Below are 18546 nucleotides of genomic sequence, written 5' to 3' on the forward strand. Positions count from 1 at the left end.
TTGCCAGTCCAGTGCCAGTCCAGTGCTAGTCCAGTGCCGTCCTGTTCGGTTCGGCATGGTCCGGCATGGTCCGGCACGAGCCGGGGCATCCGTCATGGCTGAACGGCCACCGGAAAGGCGGTGGGGTGCCGCGTCATTCGTGGCGCAGCGACCGCACCAGTTCGCGGTAGCGCGGTGTTTCCGCCAGTTCGCGCAGGGCCGTGTCAATGCGTGCGGCCGTGGCAGCGTCCACCCCTTTCGCCAGCATCAGGTAGCGCGATTCGCCGGTGGGGTTGCCCGGCACCGGGCGCAAGGTCAGGTTTGTCCCAAGGTCCGGGTGGGTGCGCAGCAGGTGGGCCGCCTCTTCATGGCTCATGAAGGAGATGTCGTGGGTGCCGTCCACGATGGACCGCAGCATCAGGGTGTTTTCATCGCGAGTGCGGGTGGGCGAGGTGCCGGTGCGCTCCAGTGCCTGCGCCAGCCAGGTGCCGTACCAGTACCCGTCGCCCAGCACCACGCGCAGCCCTCCCGCCAGCAACGAATCGAGGGACCGGGCGGAAGCGGCAAGCCCCGCATCGGTGCGACGCACGACAATGACCGGTGGCAGTGGACCATACAGGGGGCCGACGAAGCGGGCGAATGTTTCGCGTTCCGGCGTGCGGTAGACGCCGGGCGTGCAGGCGAAGGGGGCGCCTGCACGGAACGTGGCAAGGATTTCGGTGAAGGTGCTGGTGACAAGGCGAGGCTTCAGGCCTGCGCGCTCCAGCGCGATCTGGCTCATTTCCACCAGCGCCCCGCCCTGGCTCTCCGGGGTTGCCGTGAAGAACGGGGGGCGGTGGTAGACGTACACGGTGATTTCGCGCGGCTCCGGGGCGGATGTGGTGGCAAGGACCGGGCGCAACGGTGCGGCGCTGGCGCCCAGCACGAGCAGCAGGATGCCCAGCGGGCGCAGGCAGGCACAGAAGGAACGGGGCCGGGCATGGGGCCGGACGCGGTGCGGGGCCATGGCTACCTCTGGCTGTGGTTGGGCGTGGAGTTTGACCGCAGGGTGCCGCGAACGTGGCTGGTGCAGAATGATTATTAGGCATGACGCATGCGGCACGGGATGTCCGGGGGGGGGGGGGGGCGGGCGTCAACGAGCCGCGTGGAGTTTCAGGAACCATGTGGAGCGGCAGGGGGCTGGGGATGTCCCACAGGGCACATCGGTTTGGGGGCGCCGGACACGGCTGGTGGGGAACGGGCGTGTGGGGCAGCCTGCGCGAGCCGCCCCGCGCGGCTCAGGGGGCGGCGGGGTCTGCTCCCGGCAGACCACCCGCGAGGTCACCCGGCATGTCGCCCAGCACGGCGGCGATGGCGTCGTCGATGCGGCGCATGGTGGTCTCGTCCACGCCGCGCCCGCACATCAGGTGGCGGGTCTGGGGCTGGCCCGGCAGGGCATCCTGTCCGGTCAGCGGCACCAGTTGCAATGCCTGGAGCAGTCGGGGCGAGCGGCGCAGCAACTCGGTGGCTTCTTCCTGTTCCATCAGGGTCATGTCGTAGCGGCCCGATGCCAGCATTTCGAGCAGGGCGGCGTTGTCTGCCGTGCTGCGGTAGACCGGCGCGCGGGAGCGGGCCAGAGCCTCGTCCAGGGCCGGGCCGTACGAAAAACCGCCGCGCAGCACGAGCCGCAGCCCGGTAGCCAGCAGCCCGGTAAGCCCCCTGGCCCGGCCGGACTGGAGTGCCGCGTCGGCCCGCAGCACCGCGACCGGGGGCAGGTTGCGGTAGATGGGCGCGCTGAACCGGGCGAACTGTTCGCGTTCGCGGGTACGGTACCAGCCGGGCGCGCAGGCATGGGCCGTGGGGTCCTGTTCGAACAGCGCCACGATGCGTTTGGGCGGCATCTCCGTGACGTGGTACGGAATGTGCGCGGCATCCAGCACGCGGCGCACGGCATCCACCAGAATGCCCCCGGCCACGCCGTGGTCGAAGGTGTAGTAGGGCGGGCGATGAAAGGCGAGGATGGCCAGTTCGCGCGGGGCGGCGCTGGCCTGGGTGGCGATGTCCGCATCCGCCAGGGCAGGATCGGGCAGGAGCAACGGCAGAAGCAGCAGGCACACGAGCGTGGCCGCGAAGGCAAGATGGGAACGGCTGGCGTGCATGGCTGCCTTTCGGGTGTGGCACGCGGCTGTGTGTCGGGATACGCGGCAGGTCCGTCTGGATACGTGCCGCAGGATCACCGCATGTCCGTAATTCCTTATGGTAGGCGGCATGGGGAGGGTGGTCAAGCGACAAGGAAATTGCGGCGACGGCATTGCACCATGCCGCTTGGACGGCAACGCCCCGGCGGCATGCCGGGGGTGTGTCGTGACGTGGTAGGCCCTCTGGGTGGGGCAACGTTCCCCCAATCCTCTATCCACCCGGAAAGACCGCAGTCATGCAGTCAACTAGATTTTTTGCTGTCGCAAAGAGGGATCAGTCTCCGTTTTTTGGAGGAGGGGCTCTGCCGCTTGCCCGGCTTTGCGCGCACAGGTGCGGGCGGGCCTGGCAGTCCTCAGAGCATGTCAGCCAAGAAATGGTTGAAGGTTGACAATCTTGTGTTGAAGATCCTGTTTGACTTCCATTGAGTGCGAGCATGCTCGGTAACGTGAACAGGCATGTGGCATTTTACGGTGCTGCGGGGATTTTAAATCTTGCAAGAAGGGTGTGTGCAAGATCCAAAAAGCAGTTTGTTACGTTTTTGAGATGTTCGGTCGCGTCATTTGGGAAACTGCGGAAACGATGAACTATAAAATTTCGCACTGGGTATAGTGTAGTTTCTAGTGATGTTCCTGTTTCAATGTCCAGCTCGTTAAGGAGATTGTTACAAAGAGAAATCATGCTGTGGAGTGTGTCTTCACATTTGCAGTATGATTGTGCAAGCATGCAGAGACGCCTTTTCTCAGACGTGTTGATTCCTGAATTTTGTATTAAGTCCTTTGTTTTGTGTACGTCGCCCTGTGCGTTTATTAGCTGTGTGATAAATTTTCCTTGCTCGTTTTTGAAAATAATCTCCATCAGCATCTCGATTGTTTGATATAGATAGAAAAATTGAAAAGCGATATTCTTTTCGTATGGGAGAGCATTTGTGTATATTGAGGAGATTTGTGATATTTCATCTATCGCGTTGGATATGGGTGATATGCTGATGTGCGTTTGGGTGATAGTGTCACAAGTTATGCTGACGAGCTTTGGTGAGAATTGTGTAAGTTTGAAAAAACCATATTTGGCGAGGCCAGGAAGCCATCTCCCTATGTCAAATGGAGTCTCTCTAAGGGTTTCATTGCTGACTACAAAGAGCGCAACGGATTCGTCGAAAAATTCTGAAAGATATAGAGGGGTTTCGTCGGTGACCTGTGGGTGTTTTGTGTGTATATCTTCATTTGGTGCATTCAATAAGTGTTTGATGCCCGCATGTGCGTATTTTAAAAAGTGAGTATTGGCCGCAAAGTCATGCTCTGTTGAGCATAAGGCATTTATGGGTATGCACCATCCTATCCGTGTGTCTCGGCTTTTGTCGTACACCTGAAAAATTTCATTCTCTGCAAGTCCGCGTTTGACTATTGGAAATACGCTAAACTCTTTGTTGTTAAACGAAGTGTCTAGGTTGAGAGGCGTGTTTATGTTTAGGCGGACCCCCATGGCGTTGTTGGTGTCAGAGCTGAATACGCCAGTCTCTGCGGAATAAGAAAAATTAGTAAAGGTGACAGGGGTGTTGTCGACTTTTGCAGTGAATTTCATGTGTGCTTAGAAATTTTGGCTTTGGTATTTGCGAAGAGCGCTTGATGCCGCCGTGAGTGGGTTTTGAAAGCTATCTGAGTCTTTGTTGAAAAGATCTCTGAAAAAATAATGGAAATAAGAGCGTTGTGCATTCCCGATTTTCTTTGTGTGTACTTTGATCCATTCAAGCGAGTCGTTAGCAGCTTCAAGAAAGTCTGTGGGCGATGTAATTCGTGTGTCTTTGATTATGGCGTTAATATCATCAAACCCTTTGATAACACCATGATCTACCATTTTTCCTATAGCTGCACCAAATCCTGACATCGCCTGAGGTTTTTTGAATAATTGTAGGGCGTTTTTCCCAAAAGGGGTATTGTTCTTTTCTAAGTATTCCTTGTCAAGTTTTGTGTCGCCGCAAAGGTCATGCATTTTGAGCATGAAAGTCATCCATGTCCTGACGTAGGCATTGAATAAGTCAGTTGATTGATTCTCTTTTGAAAGCATTTCTAGGCTTTTTATGTTCTCAAGTATGTCGGATTTTTCTATGGGGAGTTCGTCTCTGTCGAGATAGGAGTTGAATCCCTCTACAACGTCTTTGAAGTGTAATTGATTTATTTGAGTAGTTGGAAGGTTGTCGGATTCTCGTATTATTTGTATGCCATCGATCTCTGCATCGAGATAGTCAGTATAAAGCATTTCGATCTGGTGTCGCAATGACATGGGTGTTTGGCCAGTATTAAGAGTTAGCATGCGATATAATATGCCTATGCGATTTAGCCCAACATAAAATTCGACACGAATTTTTTGCTCTTGCACTCGCGATAATGTTTCGATATCGTTATGTTTCTCAAGATCTGACAGGAGATCAATGATTGTGTGGCTTCTTTGTAATCCGTCCAGGATGACCAAGTGTTGTTTGTTGCTTTGCAGGAATTCTGGGAAGCTATCGAGGTTGTCAGCATCAAACTCTGATGACGACGAAGTCAACGCTAGAACGACAGGCGGAATTACACATTCTTTGAGAATGTCGTTTTTTAGAAGGCTATAGATAGTTTTTGAAGACCCGACTCTGCGTCGTTGGAAAACGTTCTTTGAAAGTATATCCTTAGCGATGGCGGCGTATTCGCCAACATGCATTTCCGATAAGATATTAATAGCATTGATTCGGGAGTCGTGAAGGAGGGAGAGGGGCTTCATAATTATCCTGCATTGTTAATTTTCTGGATGCTCGCAACCTGCCCTGGGTGGAAGGGGGCACACTTTCTGTCTCGGTGTCTCCGAGCATATTTTTTGAGAAATGTCTATGTTGAAGGTCGTTTTGTTCTTTTTTTGTGAAATGAGTATCGTTGCAAAAATAAAAACAGGCCCCCGCGATGCGGAGAGCCTGTTTTCGCTAATTGAGCATGACATCGTCGCTGCTCAACCTGGTATGCATGGCGCGCCAGGAAGGATTCGAACCTCCGACCTACAGGTTCGTAGCCTGTTGCTCTATCCAGCTGGGCTACTGGCGCGTGTCTCCGGAACACTGCCGGAAAGGCTGGTAAATATCCTGCCAAATCCGGATTTTTTGCTGGCGCGCCAGGAAGGATTCGAACCTCCGACCTACAGGTTCGTAGCCTGTTGCTCTATCCAGCTGGGCTACTGGCGCAGCGAGAGAAGGCATATATGCCCGATGGGGCCGGATCGTCAAGCGATTTCGTGCGGGCAAATGCACTTCTTTTCCGGCTCGGCGGCAGGTTGCCCGCCATGCCGCGCCGCATGCGGCCAGATTAGGCAGATTAGGCAGATTAGGCAGATGAGGCAGATGAGGCAGATGCATGCGCATGCGGCCAGATGGGCAAGGTGCGAGCGGACGAGATGGCGGGCAAGGAAGGGGGCATGCTGTTTTCCTTCCACGGGCTGCGATCCTGTAGCCCCCTTGTAGGCAGACTGGCCGTTTCCCTTCCGCCTGCGGGCCACGGTTGCCCCGGCCCTGCGAAAGGGATAGACCGTCCGTCTCCGGCCCTGCCGGATGGAGGACCCATGAGCCTTGATGCCAAGATCGACGCCGCACGCCAACTGCTGCGCGAGGTGCTGGCCCAGCACGGGCCGGACCGCGTGGCCGTGGCCTGGACCGGCGGCAAGGATTCCACCCTGGCGCTCGCCCTGTGGCGCGGCGTGCTGCATGATGCCGTGCCCGGCGTACCCGGCGTATCTGGCGCGCGCCCGCTGGCCCTGAACCTGGACACGGGCTGCAAGTTTCCGGAAGTCATGGCCCTGCGCGACAGGTTGGCGGTGGAGTGGGGCGTGACCCTGCACATTGCCCGACCGGACGTGCCCCCCGGCTATCCCGTGGCGGCGGATCGGGCCGCCTGCTGCCGCGACCTGAAGGTGGCGCCGCTGCTGCGTGCCCTGCGCCAACTGGACGTGGCCGTGCTGCTTACCGGCATCCGCCGCGACGAGCATCCCGACAGGGCCGCCCGGCCCGTGCGCGAACCGGTGGCGGAACCGCCCCACCTGCGCGTGCACCCGGTGCTGGACTTCAGCGAGATGGACGTGTGGGCGGCCACCATGCAGCTTGGCCTGCCCCACTGCGAACTGTACGACCGGGGCTATCGCTCGCTGGGCTGCATGCCGTGCACCCTGCCGCCGGAAGGCATGCGGGGTGCGCAGGGTGCAGGGGGCGAGCGCGCCGGTCGCGCCGCCGACAAGGAGGCCATGCTCGCCTCGCTGCACGCTCTGGGCTATTTCTAGAACCATCCTGACCCGGAAGCAGCATCTGGCGGTAACGCGCGGTGGTGAGTGCAGCGCCGTTCCGCCCCCACCGTCCCCACCGTGCCGGGGCATCAGGCTTTCGCGCCAGCCCGCCGTCACCGCTTCCCCGTACCCCCATATCACTTGTCTTTCCCGTTCCTGCCCTCAGCCCCCGCGCACGCGAAAAGGGGACGGAAACCCTGTGGTTTCCGTCCCCTTTTCGCGTGCGCGCCACGCCGGGTGGCGGCCAGCGGCTACGTCCGGTCGCAGTACACGTTCTCCATGAACGATTCCATGGCCTCGTCCATCTGGGCCACGTATTCGCCCACGTCGTGGGTGGTGCGGCAGGTCGTGCAGCGCAGGAACACCTCGTGGCAGGTGCGTTCCACGCGCAACGCGGTGCCGCAGGTGCGGCAGGGAATGGTGGTCTGGGCGGCCCGGGGTTGCCCGAAGCCATAGCTGGTGCTGTACATGCGGTCTCCTTGCGATACGGCCTGGGCGTGGCGCCCGGGTGACGGCGGGGCGGTTCCGCGCGCTGGCCGCGCAGGCGGGGCATACCGCATCGCGCCCGTACCGGCAATCCCTTTCCGCGCGCTTCCCCTTGCGCAAACCCGCCCTTCGTGTACTATGTAAATACTGCCGGTTATTGCGTGAACCGGTGCCCACGGCCCGGCACCCGGCCAATTTCGCACTCAAGGAGACCACGATGCTTTCCGAACGCATGAACCAGGCCCTGAACGATCAGGTCAAATGGGAAATGTATTCCAGCTACCTGTACCTCTCCATGTCCGCCTACCTCGCGGACATGGGCCTTTCCGGCTTCGCCAACTGGATGCGGGTGCAGGCGCAGGAAGAACTGTTCCACGCCATGAAGTTCTACGACTTCATCAATGAGCGCGGCGGCAGGGTGATCCTGCAACCCATCGACGCGCCCCCCTCGTCGTGGGAGGGCGTGCTGGACGCCTTCCAGAAGACGCTGGAGCACGAACGCCACGTCACCGCGCGCATCAACGACCTGGTCAACGTGGCCATCGAAGAGCGCGACCACGCCACCAACATCTTCCTGCAATGGTTCGTCACCGAACAGGTGGAGGAAGAGGACGGCGTGAACGACCTGCTGCACAAGCTGCGGCTCATCAACGGCGAAGGCCAGGGCATGCTGCTGCTGGACAAGGATCTGGCGACGCGGGTGTTTACCATGCCTGCGGCGGCAACGGCCTAGAGCAAAAACCACACCGGGCGGGCGAACCGGCGGGCATCCCGTAATGGGCATGCCTGGGCCGGACGCCCGCCCGCGCACGCCCCACGCGGCGAAGCACAACGGCGGGACGGCACACAAGCAAGGAGGTGCGGCGTGAGCCACACGGGCAGAAACATCGTCATCGGCGGCGAGGCCGGTCAGGGGCTGGTCACCATCGGCCAGATGCTGACCAGGGCCCTGATCCGCAGCGGCTATGAGGTCGTGGTGTCGCAGGACTACATGTCCCGCGTGCGCGGCGGCCACAACACCTACAGCATCCGCGTGCACGACGCGCCCATAGCCGCCCCGGCGGAAGCCATGGACGTGCTGGTGGCCCTGAACCAGGAAACCGTCAGCCTGCACAAGCACGAACTGGCCGATGGCGGCATCGTCATCCTGGACGCCGGGCTGGACCCCGAAGGAACCAAGGCCGTGCCCGTGCCCTTCAAGGATGTGGCCCCGCGCCCCATCTTTGAAAACGTGGCCGCGCTGGGCGTGCTGGGATCGCTGCTGGGGGTGGACCGCCCCACCATGGAAGGGCTGGTGCGTGAAACCTTCGGCAAGAAGGGCGACGAGGTGGTCGGCCAGAACATGAAGGTGCTGGACGACGCCTGGAAATGGGCGGAAGCCCACCGCGCCAGTTGCGCCGCGCTGCCCGCGCCCAGGGGGCCCAAGGGCCGCATGATGCTGCACGGCAACGAGGCCATCGCCCTTGGCGCGCTGGCGGCGGGGGTGAAGTTCTGTTCCTTCTACCCCATGACCCCGGCCACCTCGGTGGCGCAGGAACTCATTACCAAGGGGCGCAAGCTGGGCGTGGTGGTGGAGCAGGCAGAGGACGAGATTGCCGCCATCAACATGGCGCTGGGGGCCACCTATGCCGGTGCCAAGGCGCTGGTGCCCACCTCCGGCGGGGGCTTTGCCCTGATGACGGAAGGCGTCAGCCTTGCGGGCGTCATGGAGGCCCCGGTGGTCATCGTGCTGGCCCAGCGGCCCGGCCCGGCCACCGGCCTGCCCACCCGCACCGAACAGGCCGACCTGAACCTGGCCCTGTACGCGGGCCACGGCGAATTCCCCCGCGCCATCCTGGCCCCGGCCACCATCGAGGACTGCTTTCACCTCACCCACGCGGCCTTCGACCTGACCGAGCGCTTCCAGACGCCGGTCTTCGTGCTGACCGATCAGTACCTGTCCGATTCGTACCGCGCCGTGGTGCCCTTCGACCTGGATGCGTTGCCCCCCGTGGCCGAGCCGGACTTCGGCCCCGGCGGCGGCCCGAAGTTCAAGCGTTACAAGAGGTACGAGCTGACAGAAAGCGGCGTGTCGCCCCGCAAGGTGCCGGGCTTTACCGAAACCCTGGTGCTGGCCGACTGCCACGAGCATACCGAGCAGGGCAACATCACCGAGGACCCGGACCTGCGCAATGCCATGAACGACAAGCGGCTGCGCAAGGGCGAAGGTCTGCGCGCGCTGTGCATCCCCCCGCGCGTGTCCGGCGATGCCCGGCCAGACCTGCTGCTGGTCTGCTGGGGGTCCAGCGAGGGGCCGGTGGCCGAGGCGGCGGAACTGCTGCGCGCCAGGGGCCGCAGCGTGGGCGTCATGAGCTTCACCCAGGTCTGGCCGCTGGACCCCGCGCAGTTCCTGCCCGCCCTTCAGGCGGCGAAGGAAGTGGTGTGCGTGGAAGGCAACGCCACGGGTCAGTTCGCGCGCCTGTTGCGGCAGGAGACCGGGTTCGAGGTGTCGCGCACGCTGCTGCGCTATGACGGGCGCATCTTTACGCCCAATTGGCTTGCGGAGCGCCTCAGCTAGGGCAACCCGGCCTTTTTCCCGCTGGTGGCTCGGACAACCGAATTTCCAGGAGCGATCATGGATATCGAAGTCTACGGCGAATACAAGAAGACCGCGTGGTGCCCCGGCTGCGGCAACCACGACGTGATGAAGGCCGTGCGCCAGGCGCTGGCCGGGCTGGACCTTGCCCCCAACAGGGTGGCGCACGTTTCCGGCATCGGGCAGGCGGCCAAGGCCCCGCACTACATCGACCTCAACGGCTTCAACGGCCTGCACGGGCGCGGCCTGCCCCCGGCGCAGGCCATCAAGCTGTGCAACCCGGAGCTGACCGTCATTGCCCAGAGCGGCGACGGCTGCAACTACGGCGAGGGCGGCAACCACTTTCTGGCGGCCATCCGCCGCAACGTGGACATGACCCTGCTGGTGCACGACAACCAGATCTACGGGCTGACCAAGGGGCAGGCCAGCCCCACCACCCCGGAAGGGCAGGTCACCAAGAGCCAGCCCGACGGGGTGCGCAATGCGCCGTTCAACCCCATTGCCGTGGCCGTGGCCATGAAGTGCTCGTTCGTGGCGCGCTCGTTCTCGGGCAACACCCCGCATCTGGTGAAAATGATCCAGCTGGCCATCCAGCACAAGGGCTTCGCGCTGGTGGACCTGTTCTCGCCGTGCGTGTCGTTCAACAAGGTCAACACCTTCGGCTGGTACAAGCAGCGCTGCCAGGAACTGCCGGAAGACTACGATCCCACCGACTGGGCCGCCGCCATGCAGGTGGCGCAGGAATTCGGCGAGCGCATTCCCATCGGGGTCATCTACCGCAACGACAGGCCCTCGCTGGATGCCAGCCTGCCCGTGCTGCAAAAGGGGCCGCTGGGCCGCCAGCCCGTGGACAGGGACGGGTTGCGGGCATTGATGCAATCCTACACCTAGAAGCCGTTTCCGGATGTCTTTTCGTCCGCCGGGCTGGTGGCCGATGCGCCACCGGCCCGGCGGAAAACGCAAGGGAGGGAAGCCATGCACAAGGTCGTGCTGTATGCCATTCAGGGCGAGGTGCCCTGTTTCGTGCATGTGATGCTGAACGCGCTGGACATGCACGCGCGCGGCTGGGACGTGCGCGTGGTGGTGGAGGGGCAGGCCATCAAGGCCGTGCCCGTGGTGGCTGGCTCCGGGCACACCATGCGTCCGCTGTTCGAAAAGGCGCGCGATGCCGGGCTGTTCGCCGGTGCCTGCAAGGCCTGTGCGTCCATCCAGCGCGTTGCGGAAGAGGTGGAGGCCACCGGGCTTGAGCTCATCGGTGACATGAGCGGGCACCCGGCCATGGGCGAGTGGATAGAGCGGGGCTACACGGTAATCACCATGTAAGCCGCCATTGCAAGCGGATGTGGTGCGCGCGACTGCCCGACCTTCCTGTGGGGGCAGCCGGGCCGCACACGCGATGCGCCCCGTCGGATGGTGTTCCGGCGGGGCGCGGTGCGTTGTCGCGAAGGCAGGGGGGCGGGAGGGGAGCGTCGAACGGGAGAGGCGGCGCGGCGTCCGCTATTCGCCCATCACGGCCCGCAGCAGCGAGGCCAGCTGGCGGCGCACCAGTTCGGTTTCCGCCGGGGCCACCTGCGGCATGTCGGCGGGGCGGTTGGCGCCCGCCAGCGCGTCGCCTTCCTCTATGTCGGCCAGCGCCGCCGCCGAGCGGCCCATGATGCAGAAGAACCGTTCCGGCTTCCAGCCCATGCGGTCCAGTTCCGCCGTCGCGGCGGCGGAGTATTCGAAGCCTGGCAGGCCGTCCGCGCCCACGGAGGGGTGGGGGGCTTCGCCTGTCCGCTTGGCCCAGTCGCGGAAGCGGGGAAAGTCGTCGATGAAGCGGGCCAGTTCGGCGTTGTCGAAGGGGGGCTGGTCGTAGAACCCCGCCGCGCGGGCCTGCGGCACGGCCAGCAGAAGCAGCACGAGGCAGATGCAGGCAAGGGGCGCGGCCAGGCCCAAGGCGCGGCGCAGCGCGGCAAGGCGGGATGCAGGCATGAACATGGAAATCCTTTGGTTGCGGTAGGGGCGGGGCGTGATGGTGGATGAACCGGACACGTCCCGGATGCACCTGTCTGTCTACAGGCGGGGACGGCGAAAGGGAAGCCCGGCAGAGCCCGTACGATACGGGGAATTCCGACGTGCGCCGCGCATGCTGGCGGAGCGCGGGGCCGTCCGTTCAAAACGGGGCGCGGGAACGAAATGGCCGGTGCGTTGCCGCACCGGCCAGTGAATGCAGGAATCCGGGGTTGCGAAACCGCCGCAAGGCGACGGCATGCGCCATGCGCCGGGTCTAGTCGTACTTCACCGAGCTGATCTTCATCAGGCGGTCCCAGTTGTGGTACGATTCGATGTAGCGGATGGTGCCGGTCTTGCCGCGAATGACCACCGAATGGGTGATGGCGCCCACGCCCGTGTACTGCACCCCGCGCAGGAAGGTGCCGCCGGAAATGCCCGTGGCGGCAAAGAACACCTCGTCGCTGCGCACCAGGGTATCCACGGTGTGGATTTCGCGCAGGTCAAGGCCAGCGTCGTGCAGGGCTTCCTTTTCGGGGTAGGACTGCGGGTCCAGGCGGGCCAGCATCTGGCCGCCCACGCCCTTGATGGCGCAGGCCGCCAGCACGCCCTCGGGGGTGCCGCCGGTGCCCATCATCACGTCCACTTCCGAGCGCGGGTCAACGGCCATCAGCGCACCGGCCACGTCGCCGTCGGTGTGCAGCTGGATGCGCGCGCCCGATTCGCGGATGCGCTGGATGAGCTTTTCGTGGCGCGGCTTGTCCAGAACGAAGACCACCAGGTCGTCCACGTCCTTGCCCAGCGCTTTCGCGATCTTCTGAAGATTTTCCTTCACCGGGGCGTCGATGTCGATGACGTCGCGCGCGGCGGGGCCCACCACCAGCTTCTGCATGTAAAAGCTGGGGCCGGGGTTGTACATGGTGCCCGCAGGGGCCACGCCCACCACGGAAATGGCGTTGGGGCGGCCATAGGCCAGCAGCTTGGTGCCTTCCACGGGGTCCACGGCCACGTCGATGGCCGGGCCGCGACCGGTGCCCACCTTTTCGCCGTTGTGCAGCATGGGGGCGTGGTCCTTCTCGCCTTCGCCGATGATAACGTGGCCGGCCACGTTCAGCGAATTGAAGGACAGGCGCATGGCGTCAACGGCAGCGCCGTCGCCCGCGTCGTTGTTGCCCTTGCCCAGCCAGCGGGCGGATGCCAGCGCGGCGGCTTCGGTGACGCGCACGAGATCGAGGGCGAGATTCTTTTGCGGGGCTTCCATCAACGGTCCTCCAGTGGGGTGGTGCTTCTTGCTTCGGAAACGCGACGCGCCGCGTGAACCCGTGCGGCACAAGGCCGTGCGGGGCGCGGGCGCGGGCTGCCTCCGGCGGTCGGAGGGGCGGCCCGGCAGGGCGACGAAGAGTGCGCGCCGTGCGTCCGGTGGGGACTCTAGCGCAGGCCCCTTGCGGCTTCAAGACAAAACACGGGGCGTTGCGAGACGGGGTGCGGCGGTGACCGGCGCGGGGCCATGCAGGCAGGGCGCAATCAGCGGGAGCGAGCAGGAATCGCCAACGGAAACGCGCCCGGAAAGCCGAAGCTTCCGGGCGCGGTGCGTACGGGGGGCAAGAGACCTGCTCCGGGGCTGTTTCTGGAAGCGGCCCTAGCGGAAGACCACGGTCTTGCTGCCATTCAGCAGCACCCGGTGTTCGATGTGAAAGCGCACCGCCCGCGCCAGGGCCAGGCATTCCACGTCGCGGCCCACGGCCACCAGGTCGTCGGGCATGTGCGAATGGTCCACCCGCGCCACTTCCTGCTCGATGATCGGGCCTTCGTCCAGGTTTTCGGTCACGTAGTGGGCGGTGGCGCCGATCAGCTTCACCCCGCGCGCAAAGGCCTGGTGATAGGGAGAGGCCCCCTTGAAGCTGGGCAGGAAGGAGTGGTGGATGTTGATCACCCGCCCCTTGAACCGGGCGCAGAACCCCGGCGAAAGGATTTGCATGTACCGGGCCAGCACCACCAGGTCGATGGACTGCTCCTCGATGATCCTGGCGATGCGTTCTTCCTGCTCTGCCTTGTTTTCCTTGGAAATGGGCAGGTAGTGGAAGGGAATGTCGTGCATCTCGGCGATGCGCTGGAAATCCTGGTGGTTCGACACGATGGCCGGGATGGTGGCGTTCAGCGCGCCCGTCTCGCAGCGGAACATGATGTCGTTCAGGCAATGCCCGAAGCGTGAAACCAGCACCAGGATACGCGCGGTGCTGCCCGCGTCGATCAACTGCCACTCCATGTCGAAGGTGGCGGCCACGCCAGCGAACAGCCGCTCCAGTTCAGGACGGCCAGGCCCGTCGTCGGGCATTTCGAAATGGATGCGCAGGAAGAAGCGCTTGCTTTCGCGGTCGCCGAACTGGGCGCTGTCCAGAATGTTGCAGCGCTGCACGGCAAGAAAGGTGGAAACGGTGGCCACGATGCCGATGCGGTCGGGGCAGGAGATGGTCAGGATGTACGGAGAGGCCATGCGTGGTCCTTGTGCGGCGTGGCCCGGCAGGCGGGCGCGATGCGGTTTGGTCTCCTGCGGCTGTGGTGGCTGGTCATGTGGTGTGATGGGTTGCCTTACGACAGAACGGCGCGCGCTTCAACAGGATTGAAGGGGCGCGCCCGGCTGCGCTGAAGTGGCGCGGCAGTGGCGGGACAGTGACGGGGCAGGGAAGGGAAGGCGGGGCGACGGGCCTACAGGCAGGTGCCGATGCCGTCCATGTAGAAGCGGGTGACCTGGGGCAGGCTGTCGCGGTCGCCTTCGCGGCGGCGGGCCCAGCAGCGGCGGAACATGCGCGCCGCCTTGCGGAACCGGCCCGATTCGAAGCCCAGCATGTTCAGCGCCATCAGGGCGTCGTCAATGGTCAGGCGTCCCTTTTCGATGAAGCCGTCCAGCTGGCGGCACACGGCATAGAAGCACTGCACGCGCCGCCGGGGCGAGAAGAACCCGATGGAGGGCATGCGCGCGCGCAGGGCGTCCACGGCCTCGCGCAGGGCGTCGAAGTCGTCGATGCAGCGGATGGCCTCGTGCATGGGCATGCACTTGCGGTTCAGGAATTCCGCGAATTCATTCAGGGTGCTGAAGCGGCGGCGTGACATGGCGCACCTCCCGACCGGCAAGGGTCTGCGATGGTGGACGTGGATGCGGCATTGTGCGTCATTTGTCGGCAAAGGACAAGCACATGCCGTCCATCGGCGCAAACCGTTGGGCGCAAACCGTTGGGCGCAAACCGCAGCCGGGGGACGGGCGAAGGAAAAGGGACGGGGCCGGGCTGTGCGCCCGGCCCCGTGCGGCCCTACTGATTCTGGTACTTGTTGGTCTTCTTGGTCGCCTTGGCGACCTTGGTCTGCTTCTTGGCGGCCTGCTGGGTGTTCTTCTTTTTCACGGCCACCTTCTTGGTGGCCTTCTTCTTCTGCACCTGCTGAGCTTCGATGGTCTGGGGCTTCTTCGCCGGGGCGGCTTGGCCGACGGCGGGCAGGGCCAGAAACGACACGCACAGGGCGGCGAGAAGGGCTTTGGTCAGGGTCTTCATGGTATGCAGCCTCCTGCAAGGGATTGTTTGCGCCTTCTCTGCGCTCATGGCTGTAAAAGTCAACTAGAAAATCTCAAGACCTTGCGCCATGGCGGCTGTACACGGATGAAAACGGGAATGATCCCGCAAGAAAGATCAAGATGAAGGACGGGTTGATTGCGGTGCGGGTGGCTGTACGGTTCAAATTTCTTGCTTGATTTTCAACCTGTATGTGTAAGAAGTTGCACTTGTCTTGTGCTGCATGGCGTGGTGTATGCAGCACGACGCATGTTGCGCAGGGGTAGATGCGGGAACTGCTGTTGCGCTGCGGCGTGGAGCCACGCCGTGCATGCCGCCATGCGGAAAGGGCCTTCGGATATTCCCGACCGTGCGACGCAGCACGCCATGCGGCTTGTTGTGGCGTGTACGTTGCCATCACGGGCGCTTTTCCATAGCCTGACTGCGGACGGGTGCCCGCGCGCGGCGTGTTCGCCCGCGCGTTGTGCCTTGCAGACACCAGAAACCCCACGGAATCATGACCGCATCCCTTTCGCCCCGCGCCCGGGTACATTCCCCCGCTGATCCCGCCATGCATTCGCTCATCCACCTGCTGGCAACCGGTACGGCACTGCCGGGCACGCCCGACATGCCCCGGCTTCCGGTGGACGCCACCTTGCCGCGCCTGCTCGGAGTGCTGGCCGATGGCGCGCGCGCGGTGTTGCAGGCCCCGCCCGGCGCAGGCAAGACCACCCGCGTGCCGTTGGCCCTGCTGGCGGCCCCATGGTTGGCTGGGCGCAAGGTGGTGCTGCTGGAGCCGCGGCGCCTTGCCGCGCGGGCGGCGGCCCGGCGCATGGCCGCCACCCTGGGCGAGGCGGTGGGCGACACCGTGGGCTACCGCATGCGGCTGGATACCCGCGTGGGGCCGCGCACCCGCGTGGAGGTGGTGACCGAAGGCGTGCTGACGCGCATGCTCCAGGCCGATCCGGAACTGGCCGACGTGGGATGCGTGATCTTTGACGAATTTCACGAACGCAGCCTGCATGCCGACCTTGGCCTGGCCTTGTGCCTGGATTGCCAGGAGGGGCTGCGGCCAGACCTGCGGCTGGTGGTCATGTCGGCCACGCTGGACTGCGGCCCGGTGGTTGCGCTGCTGGGCGGCTGTCCGGTGATCGAAAGCGCGGGGCGCGCCTTTCCGGTGGATACCCGTCACCTGCCGCCCGTGCGCAACTGGCTGCCCTACGAGACCACCCCGCCCGGCGTGCTGGAGGACGCGGTGGCCGATGCCGTGCGCCGCGCCCTGCACGAGACGCCGGGCAGCCTGCTGGTGTTCCTGCCGGGGGCGGGGGAAATCCGCCGCACGGTGGAAAGGCTGGCGGGGCTGTCCGCAACCCCGCACGGCCCGGTGGCGGTGCATGCCCTGTATGGCGACATGGCCCCGGAGCTTCAGGACGCGGCCATCGCACCCGCGCCGCCCGGCACGCGCAAGGTGGTGCTGGCCACGGCCATTGCAGAGACCAGCCTGACCATCGACGGCGTGCGTGTGGTCATCGACGCCGGGCTGGCGCGGGTGCCGCGCTTCGACCCGCGTTCCGGCATGTCGCGATTGGTGACGGAACGGGTCTCGCTGGCCGGGGCGGACCAGCGCCGGGGCCGTGCCGGGCGCACGGAGCCGGGCACCTGCTGGCGGCTGTGGCGCGAAGGGGAGGAGGCCGCGTTGCGCCCCTTTGCCCGCCCGGAAATTCTGGATGCCGACCTTGCCCCGCTGCTGCTGGAACTGGCCCTGTGGGGCGTGCCGGATGCCTCGGCCCTGCGCTGGCTGGATGAACCGCCGCAGGCCAACCTGGCCCAGGCGCGCGAACTGCTGATCCTGCTGGGCGCGCTGGACGGGGCAGGGCGCATCACGCCGCACGGCAGGCGGGTGGCCGTGTTGCCGCTGCATCCGCGCCTGGCGCACATGGTGGTGCGGGCCGAAGAACTGGGGCTTGGCGCCACGGCCTGCTGCGTGGCGGCACTGCTGGAGGAACGCGACCCGTTGCGCGACGCGGGTGCGGACCTGCGGCTGCGGGTGGCCCTGCTGGCCGGTGATGGCCGCAGGACGGGCAACGCGGGCGGTGGCCCCATGGTTGTCCGCTTGCGCGAGGCGGCCCGGCAGGTGGCTCGGCTGGCGGGGGTGGATATTGATGCCGCCGCAGGCAAGGGCAAGGGAGCGCGTCCGTGCACGCGGCCCGACCCGGAAGCTGCGGGCGAGGTGCTGGCCCTGGCCTATCCGGACCGGGTGGCCGAGGGGCGGGGGCAGGGGCAGTTCCGCCTGGCCTGCGGGCGCGGGGCCTATCTGCCGCCGGAAGACCCGCTGTCGCGCGAAGCTTTTCTGGCCGTGGGCGACATGGACGGCGATGCGGCGCGCGGGCGCATCCGCCGTTGCGCGCCGTTGGCGCGGGAGCACATCGAGGAGGCTTTTGGCGCTTCCATTGCCGAGGGGGCCTTCGTGGTCTGGGACGCCCGGACCGAGGCCGTGGCCGCGCGGCGGCAGCGGCGGCTGGGCGCGCTGGTGCTGGACGACACCCCCCACGACGCGGCGGACCCGGAGGAGGTCACGGCGGCGGTGGTGGCGGGCATCCGGTCCATCGGGCTGCATTGCCTGCCGTGGACGCCGGAACTGGAACAATGGCGCGCGCGGGTGGCCTTGCTGCGCGGGCTGGACGCGGGCGGGACGGGCCGGATTGCGGAAGATGCACAGCGCATGCCCCCCCGTCCGGACGGGTCTGCCCGCCCGGACAAGTCTGCCTGCCCGGACGAATTTACCTGTCCGGACGATTCCATCTGGCCGGATGTGTCCGAAGGGGCCCTGCTGGCCGGGCTGGAGCACTGGCTGGCCCCGTACCTGTCCGGCATCACCCGGCGCGCGCAGTTCGCGCGCATCGACCTTGCGGGCGCGCTGGCGGCCCTGCTGCCGTGGGAACTGACGCGGCGGCTGGACGCCGAGGCCCCGGAGCGCATCGAGGTGCCGTCCGGCTCGCAGGTGCTGGTGGACTACGCGGCGGAAGGCGGTCCGGTGCTGGCGGTGAAGTTGCAGGAAATGTTCGGCGCGGGCGAAACACCCCGCGTCGCCGGGGGGCGCGTGCCGCTGGTGGTGCACCTGCTGTCGCCCGCCGGGCGGCCCTTGCAGGTCACGCGCGACCTGGCCGGGTTCTGGCGCACCGGATACCCTGCGGTACGGGCCGAGATGCGGGGCCGCTACCCCAAGCACCCCTGGCCGGAAGACCCCCTGGCGGCACCGCCCACCCGGCTGACCACGCGGCGCATGCAGCAGGCGGCCACTGCGGGAGCAACGCCGCAGGGCAGCGGAAATGACGGTGGCAGGGGCGGGGGGCGCACCCGCTGAGGGCGGCCCGCCGTCCGGCCGCAACCGGTCGGCTGGCGACGTCTTGCCACAGCTGGTCGGCTGGCGTCGTCTTGCCACAGCTGGTCGGCTGGCGCCGTCCTTGTGTCCGCAGGCGCCTTGCGGTTGCGCCCCTGTTGCCT

The 18546-nt window shown here is 64.7% G+C and carries 16 protein-coding genes and 2 tRNA genes; 6 read left to right on the forward strand and 12 right to left on the reverse strand.

What is annotated here, in order from left to right; genetic code table 11:
* Nucleotides 1–133: 133 nt before the first annotated feature.
* The 6 genes from K6142_RS05840 to K6142_RS05865 all read right to left on the reverse strand — a co-directional run bounded on the left by K6142_RS05840 (nt 134) and on the right by K6142_RS05865 (nt 5362).
* The gene (locus tag K6142_RS05840) at nt 134–985 is read right to left on the reverse strand and encodes a substrate-binding periplasmic protein (RefSeq protein WP_190245458.1); all 852 of its coding nucleotides are present in this window, start codon (nt 983–985) and stop codon (nt 134–136) included.
* Between the two features lie 271 nt (nt 986–1256).
* A complete protein-coding gene (locus K6142_RS05845) occupies nt 1257–2117 on the reverse strand; it encodes a substrate-binding periplasmic protein (RefSeq protein WP_190245459.1) in 861 nt (286 codons plus the stop codon).
* 505 nt (nt 2118–2622) lie between these two features.
* Nucleotides 2623–3735, reverse strand: a complete 1113-nt coding sequence (locus tag K6142_RS05850; protein ID WP_190245460.1) for a hypothetical protein — start codon at nt 3733–3735, stop codon at nt 2623–2625.
* Between the two features lie 6 nt (nt 3736–3741).
* Nucleotides 3742–4911 carry a hypothetical protein gene (locus tag K6142_RS05855; RefSeq protein ID WP_190245461.1) on the reverse strand — a complete coding sequence of 390 codons (1170 nt, stop codon included), beginning with the start codon at nt 4909–4911 and terminating at the stop codon, nt 3742–3744.
* Between the two features lie 237 nt (nt 4912–5148).
* Nucleotides 5149–5225, reverse strand: a tRNA-Arg gene (locus tag K6142_RS05860).
* Nucleotides 5226–5285: 60 nt separating this feature from the next.
* Nucleotides 5286–5362 (reverse strand) — tRNA-Arg (locus tag K6142_RS05865).
* 374 nt (nt 5363–5736) lie between these two features.
* Between K6142_RS05865 and K6142_RS05870 the strand changes: the two genes are divergently transcribed.
* A complete protein-coding gene (locus K6142_RS05870) occupies nt 5737–6447 on the forward strand; it encodes a phosphoadenosine phosphosulfate reductase family protein (protein WP_190245462.1) in 711 nt (236 codons plus the stop codon).
* Nucleotides 6448–6701: 254 nt separating this feature from the next.
* Here K6142_RS05870 and K6142_RS05875 read toward each other — a convergent pair whose 3' ends face one another.
* Entirely contained in the window at nt 6702–6920 is a 219-nt protein-coding gene (locus tag K6142_RS05875; protein WP_190245463.1) for a dual CXXC motif small (seleno)protein, read from the reverse strand.
* A 233-nt stretch (nt 6921–7153) separates the two neighbouring features.
* Between K6142_RS05875 and K6142_RS05880 the strand changes: the two genes are divergently transcribed.
* From K6142_RS05880 to K6142_RS05895, 4 genes are all read left to right on the forward strand, one after another.
* A complete protein-coding gene (locus tag K6142_RS05880) occupies nt 7154–7669 on the forward strand; it encodes a ferritin (protein WP_190245464.1) in 516 nt (171 codons plus the stop codon).
* Between the two features lie 132 nt (nt 7670–7801).
* Nucleotides 7802–9493, forward strand: coding sequence for a 2-oxoacid:acceptor oxidoreductase subunit alpha (locus K6142_RS05885; RefSeq protein WP_190245465.1), 1692 nt, complete (start codon nt 7802–7804; stop codon nt 9491–9493).
* A gap of 57 nt (nt 9494–9550) precedes the next feature.
* Nucleotides 9551–10402 (forward strand): 2-oxoacid:ferredoxin oxidoreductase subunit beta, encoded by an 852-nt coding sequence (locus K6142_RS05890; protein ID WP_190245466.1) that lies wholly within the window; start codon nt 9551–9553, stop codon nt 10400–10402.
* Nucleotides 10403–10486: 84 nt separating this feature from the next.
* Nucleotides 10487–10834: a cytoplasmic protein gene (locus K6142_RS05895; RefSeq protein WP_190245467.1), complete on the forward strand. Its 348-nt coding sequence runs from the start codon at nt 10487–10489 to the stop codon at nt 10832–10834.
* Between the two features lie 174 nt (nt 10835–11008).
* Here K6142_RS05895 and K6142_RS05900 read toward each other — a convergent pair whose 3' ends face one another.
* The 5 genes from K6142_RS05900 to K6142_RS05920 form a co-directional block, all read right to left on the reverse strand.
* Entirely contained in the window at nt 11009–11482 is a 474-nt protein-coding gene (locus K6142_RS05900; protein WP_190245468.1) for a hypothetical protein, read from the reverse strand.
* Between the two features lie 295 nt (nt 11483–11777).
* Complete coding sequence (glpX, locus tag K6142_RS05905) at nt 11778–12761, reverse strand: class II fructose-bisphosphatase (RefSeq protein WP_012611343.1); 984 nt, start codon at nt 12759–12761, stop codon at nt 11778–11780.
* Nucleotides 12762–13139: 378 nt separating this feature from the next.
* Nucleotides 13140–13994 (reverse strand): formyltetrahydrofolate deformylase, encoded by an 855-nt coding sequence (gene purU, locus K6142_RS05910; protein WP_012611344.1) that lies wholly within the window; start codon nt 13992–13994, stop codon nt 13140–13142.
* A 212-nt stretch (nt 13995–14206) separates the two neighbouring features.
* Nucleotides 14207–14611: a hypothetical protein gene (locus K6142_RS05915; RefSeq protein WP_190245469.1), complete on the reverse strand. Its 405-nt coding sequence runs from the start codon at nt 14609–14611 to the stop codon at nt 14207–14209.
* A gap of 197 nt (nt 14612–14808) precedes the next feature.
* Nucleotides 14809–15045 (reverse strand): hypothetical protein, encoded by a 237-nt coding sequence (locus K6142_RS05920; protein WP_190245470.1) that lies wholly within the window; start codon nt 15043–15045, stop codon nt 14809–14811.
* A 514-nt stretch (nt 15046–15559) separates the two neighbouring features.
* Between K6142_RS05920 and hrpB the strand changes: the two genes are divergently transcribed.
* Nucleotides 15560–18406 carry an ATP-dependent helicase HrpB gene (hrpB, locus tag K6142_RS05925; RefSeq protein ID WP_411722694.1) on the forward strand — a complete coding sequence of 949 codons (2847 nt, stop codon included), beginning with the start codon at nt 15560–15562 and terminating at the stop codon, nt 18404–18406.
* Nucleotides 18407–18546 lie beyond the last annotated feature (140 nt).

Source organism: Nitratidesulfovibrio sp. SRB-5, assembly GCF_019931275.1.
Taxonomy (GTDB): Bacteria; Desulfobacterota; Desulfovibrionia; order Desulfovibrionales; family Desulfovibrionaceae; genus Cupidesulfovibrio.

Bases quoted from the DNA above. Each gene is read 5' to 3' on its own strand.
- K6142_RS05840 (WP_190245458.1), bottom strand. From the start codon at position 985: ATGGCCCCGCACCGCGTCCGGCCCCATGCCCGGCCCCGTTCCTTCTGT.
- K6142_RS05845 (WP_190245459.1), bottom strand. From the start codon at position 2,117: ATGCACGCCAGCCGTTCCCATCTTGCCTTCGCGGCCACGCTCGTGTGC.
- K6142_RS05850 (WP_190245460.1), bottom strand. From the start codon at position 3,735: ATGAAATTCACTGCAAAAGTCGACAACACCCCTGTCACCTTTACTAAT.
- K6142_RS05855 (WP_190245461.1), bottom strand. From the start codon at position 4,911: ATGAAGCCCCTCTCCCTCCTTCACGACTCCCGAATCAATGCTATTAAT.
- K6142_RS05870 (WP_190245462.1), top strand. From the start codon at position 5,737: ATGAGCCTTGATGCCAAGATCGACGCCGCACGCCAACTGCTGCGCGAG.
- K6142_RS05875 (WP_190245463.1), bottom strand. From the start codon at position 6,920: ATGTACAGCACCAGCTATGGCTTCGGGCAACCCCGGGCCGCCCAGACC.
- K6142_RS05880 (WP_190245464.1), top strand. From the start codon at position 7,154: ATGCTTTCCGAACGCATGAACCAGGCCCTGAACGATCAGGTCAAATGG.
- K6142_RS05890 (WP_190245466.1), top strand. From the start codon at position 9,551: ATGGATATCGAAGTCTACGGCGAATACAAGAAGACCGCGTGGTGCCCC.
- K6142_RS05895 (WP_190245467.1), top strand. From the start codon at position 10,487: ATGCACAAGGTCGTGCTGTATGCCATTCAGGGCGAGGTGCCCTGTTTC.
- K6142_RS05900 (WP_190245468.1), bottom strand. From the start codon at position 11,482: ATGCCTGCATCCCGCCTTGCCGCGCTGCGCCGCGCCTTGGGCCTGGCC.
- glpX (WP_012611343.1), bottom strand. From the start codon at position 12,761: ATGGAAGCCCCGCAAAAGAATCTCGCCCTCGATCTCGTGCGCGTCACC.
- purU (WP_012611344.1), bottom strand. From the start codon at position 13,994: ATGGCCTCTCCGTACATCCTGACCATCTCCTGCCCCGACCGCATCGGC.
- K6142_RS05915 (WP_190245469.1), bottom strand. From the start codon at position 14,611: ATGTCACGCCGCCGCTTCAGCACCCTGAATGAATTCGCGGAATTCCTG.
- K6142_RS05920 (WP_190245470.1), bottom strand. From the start codon at position 15,045: ATGAAGACCCTGACCAAAGCCCTTCTCGCCGCCCTGTGCGTGTCGTTT.
- hrpB (WP_411722694.1), top strand. From the start codon at position 15,560: ATGACCGCATCCCTTTCGCCCCGCGCCCGGGTACATTCCCCCGCTGAT.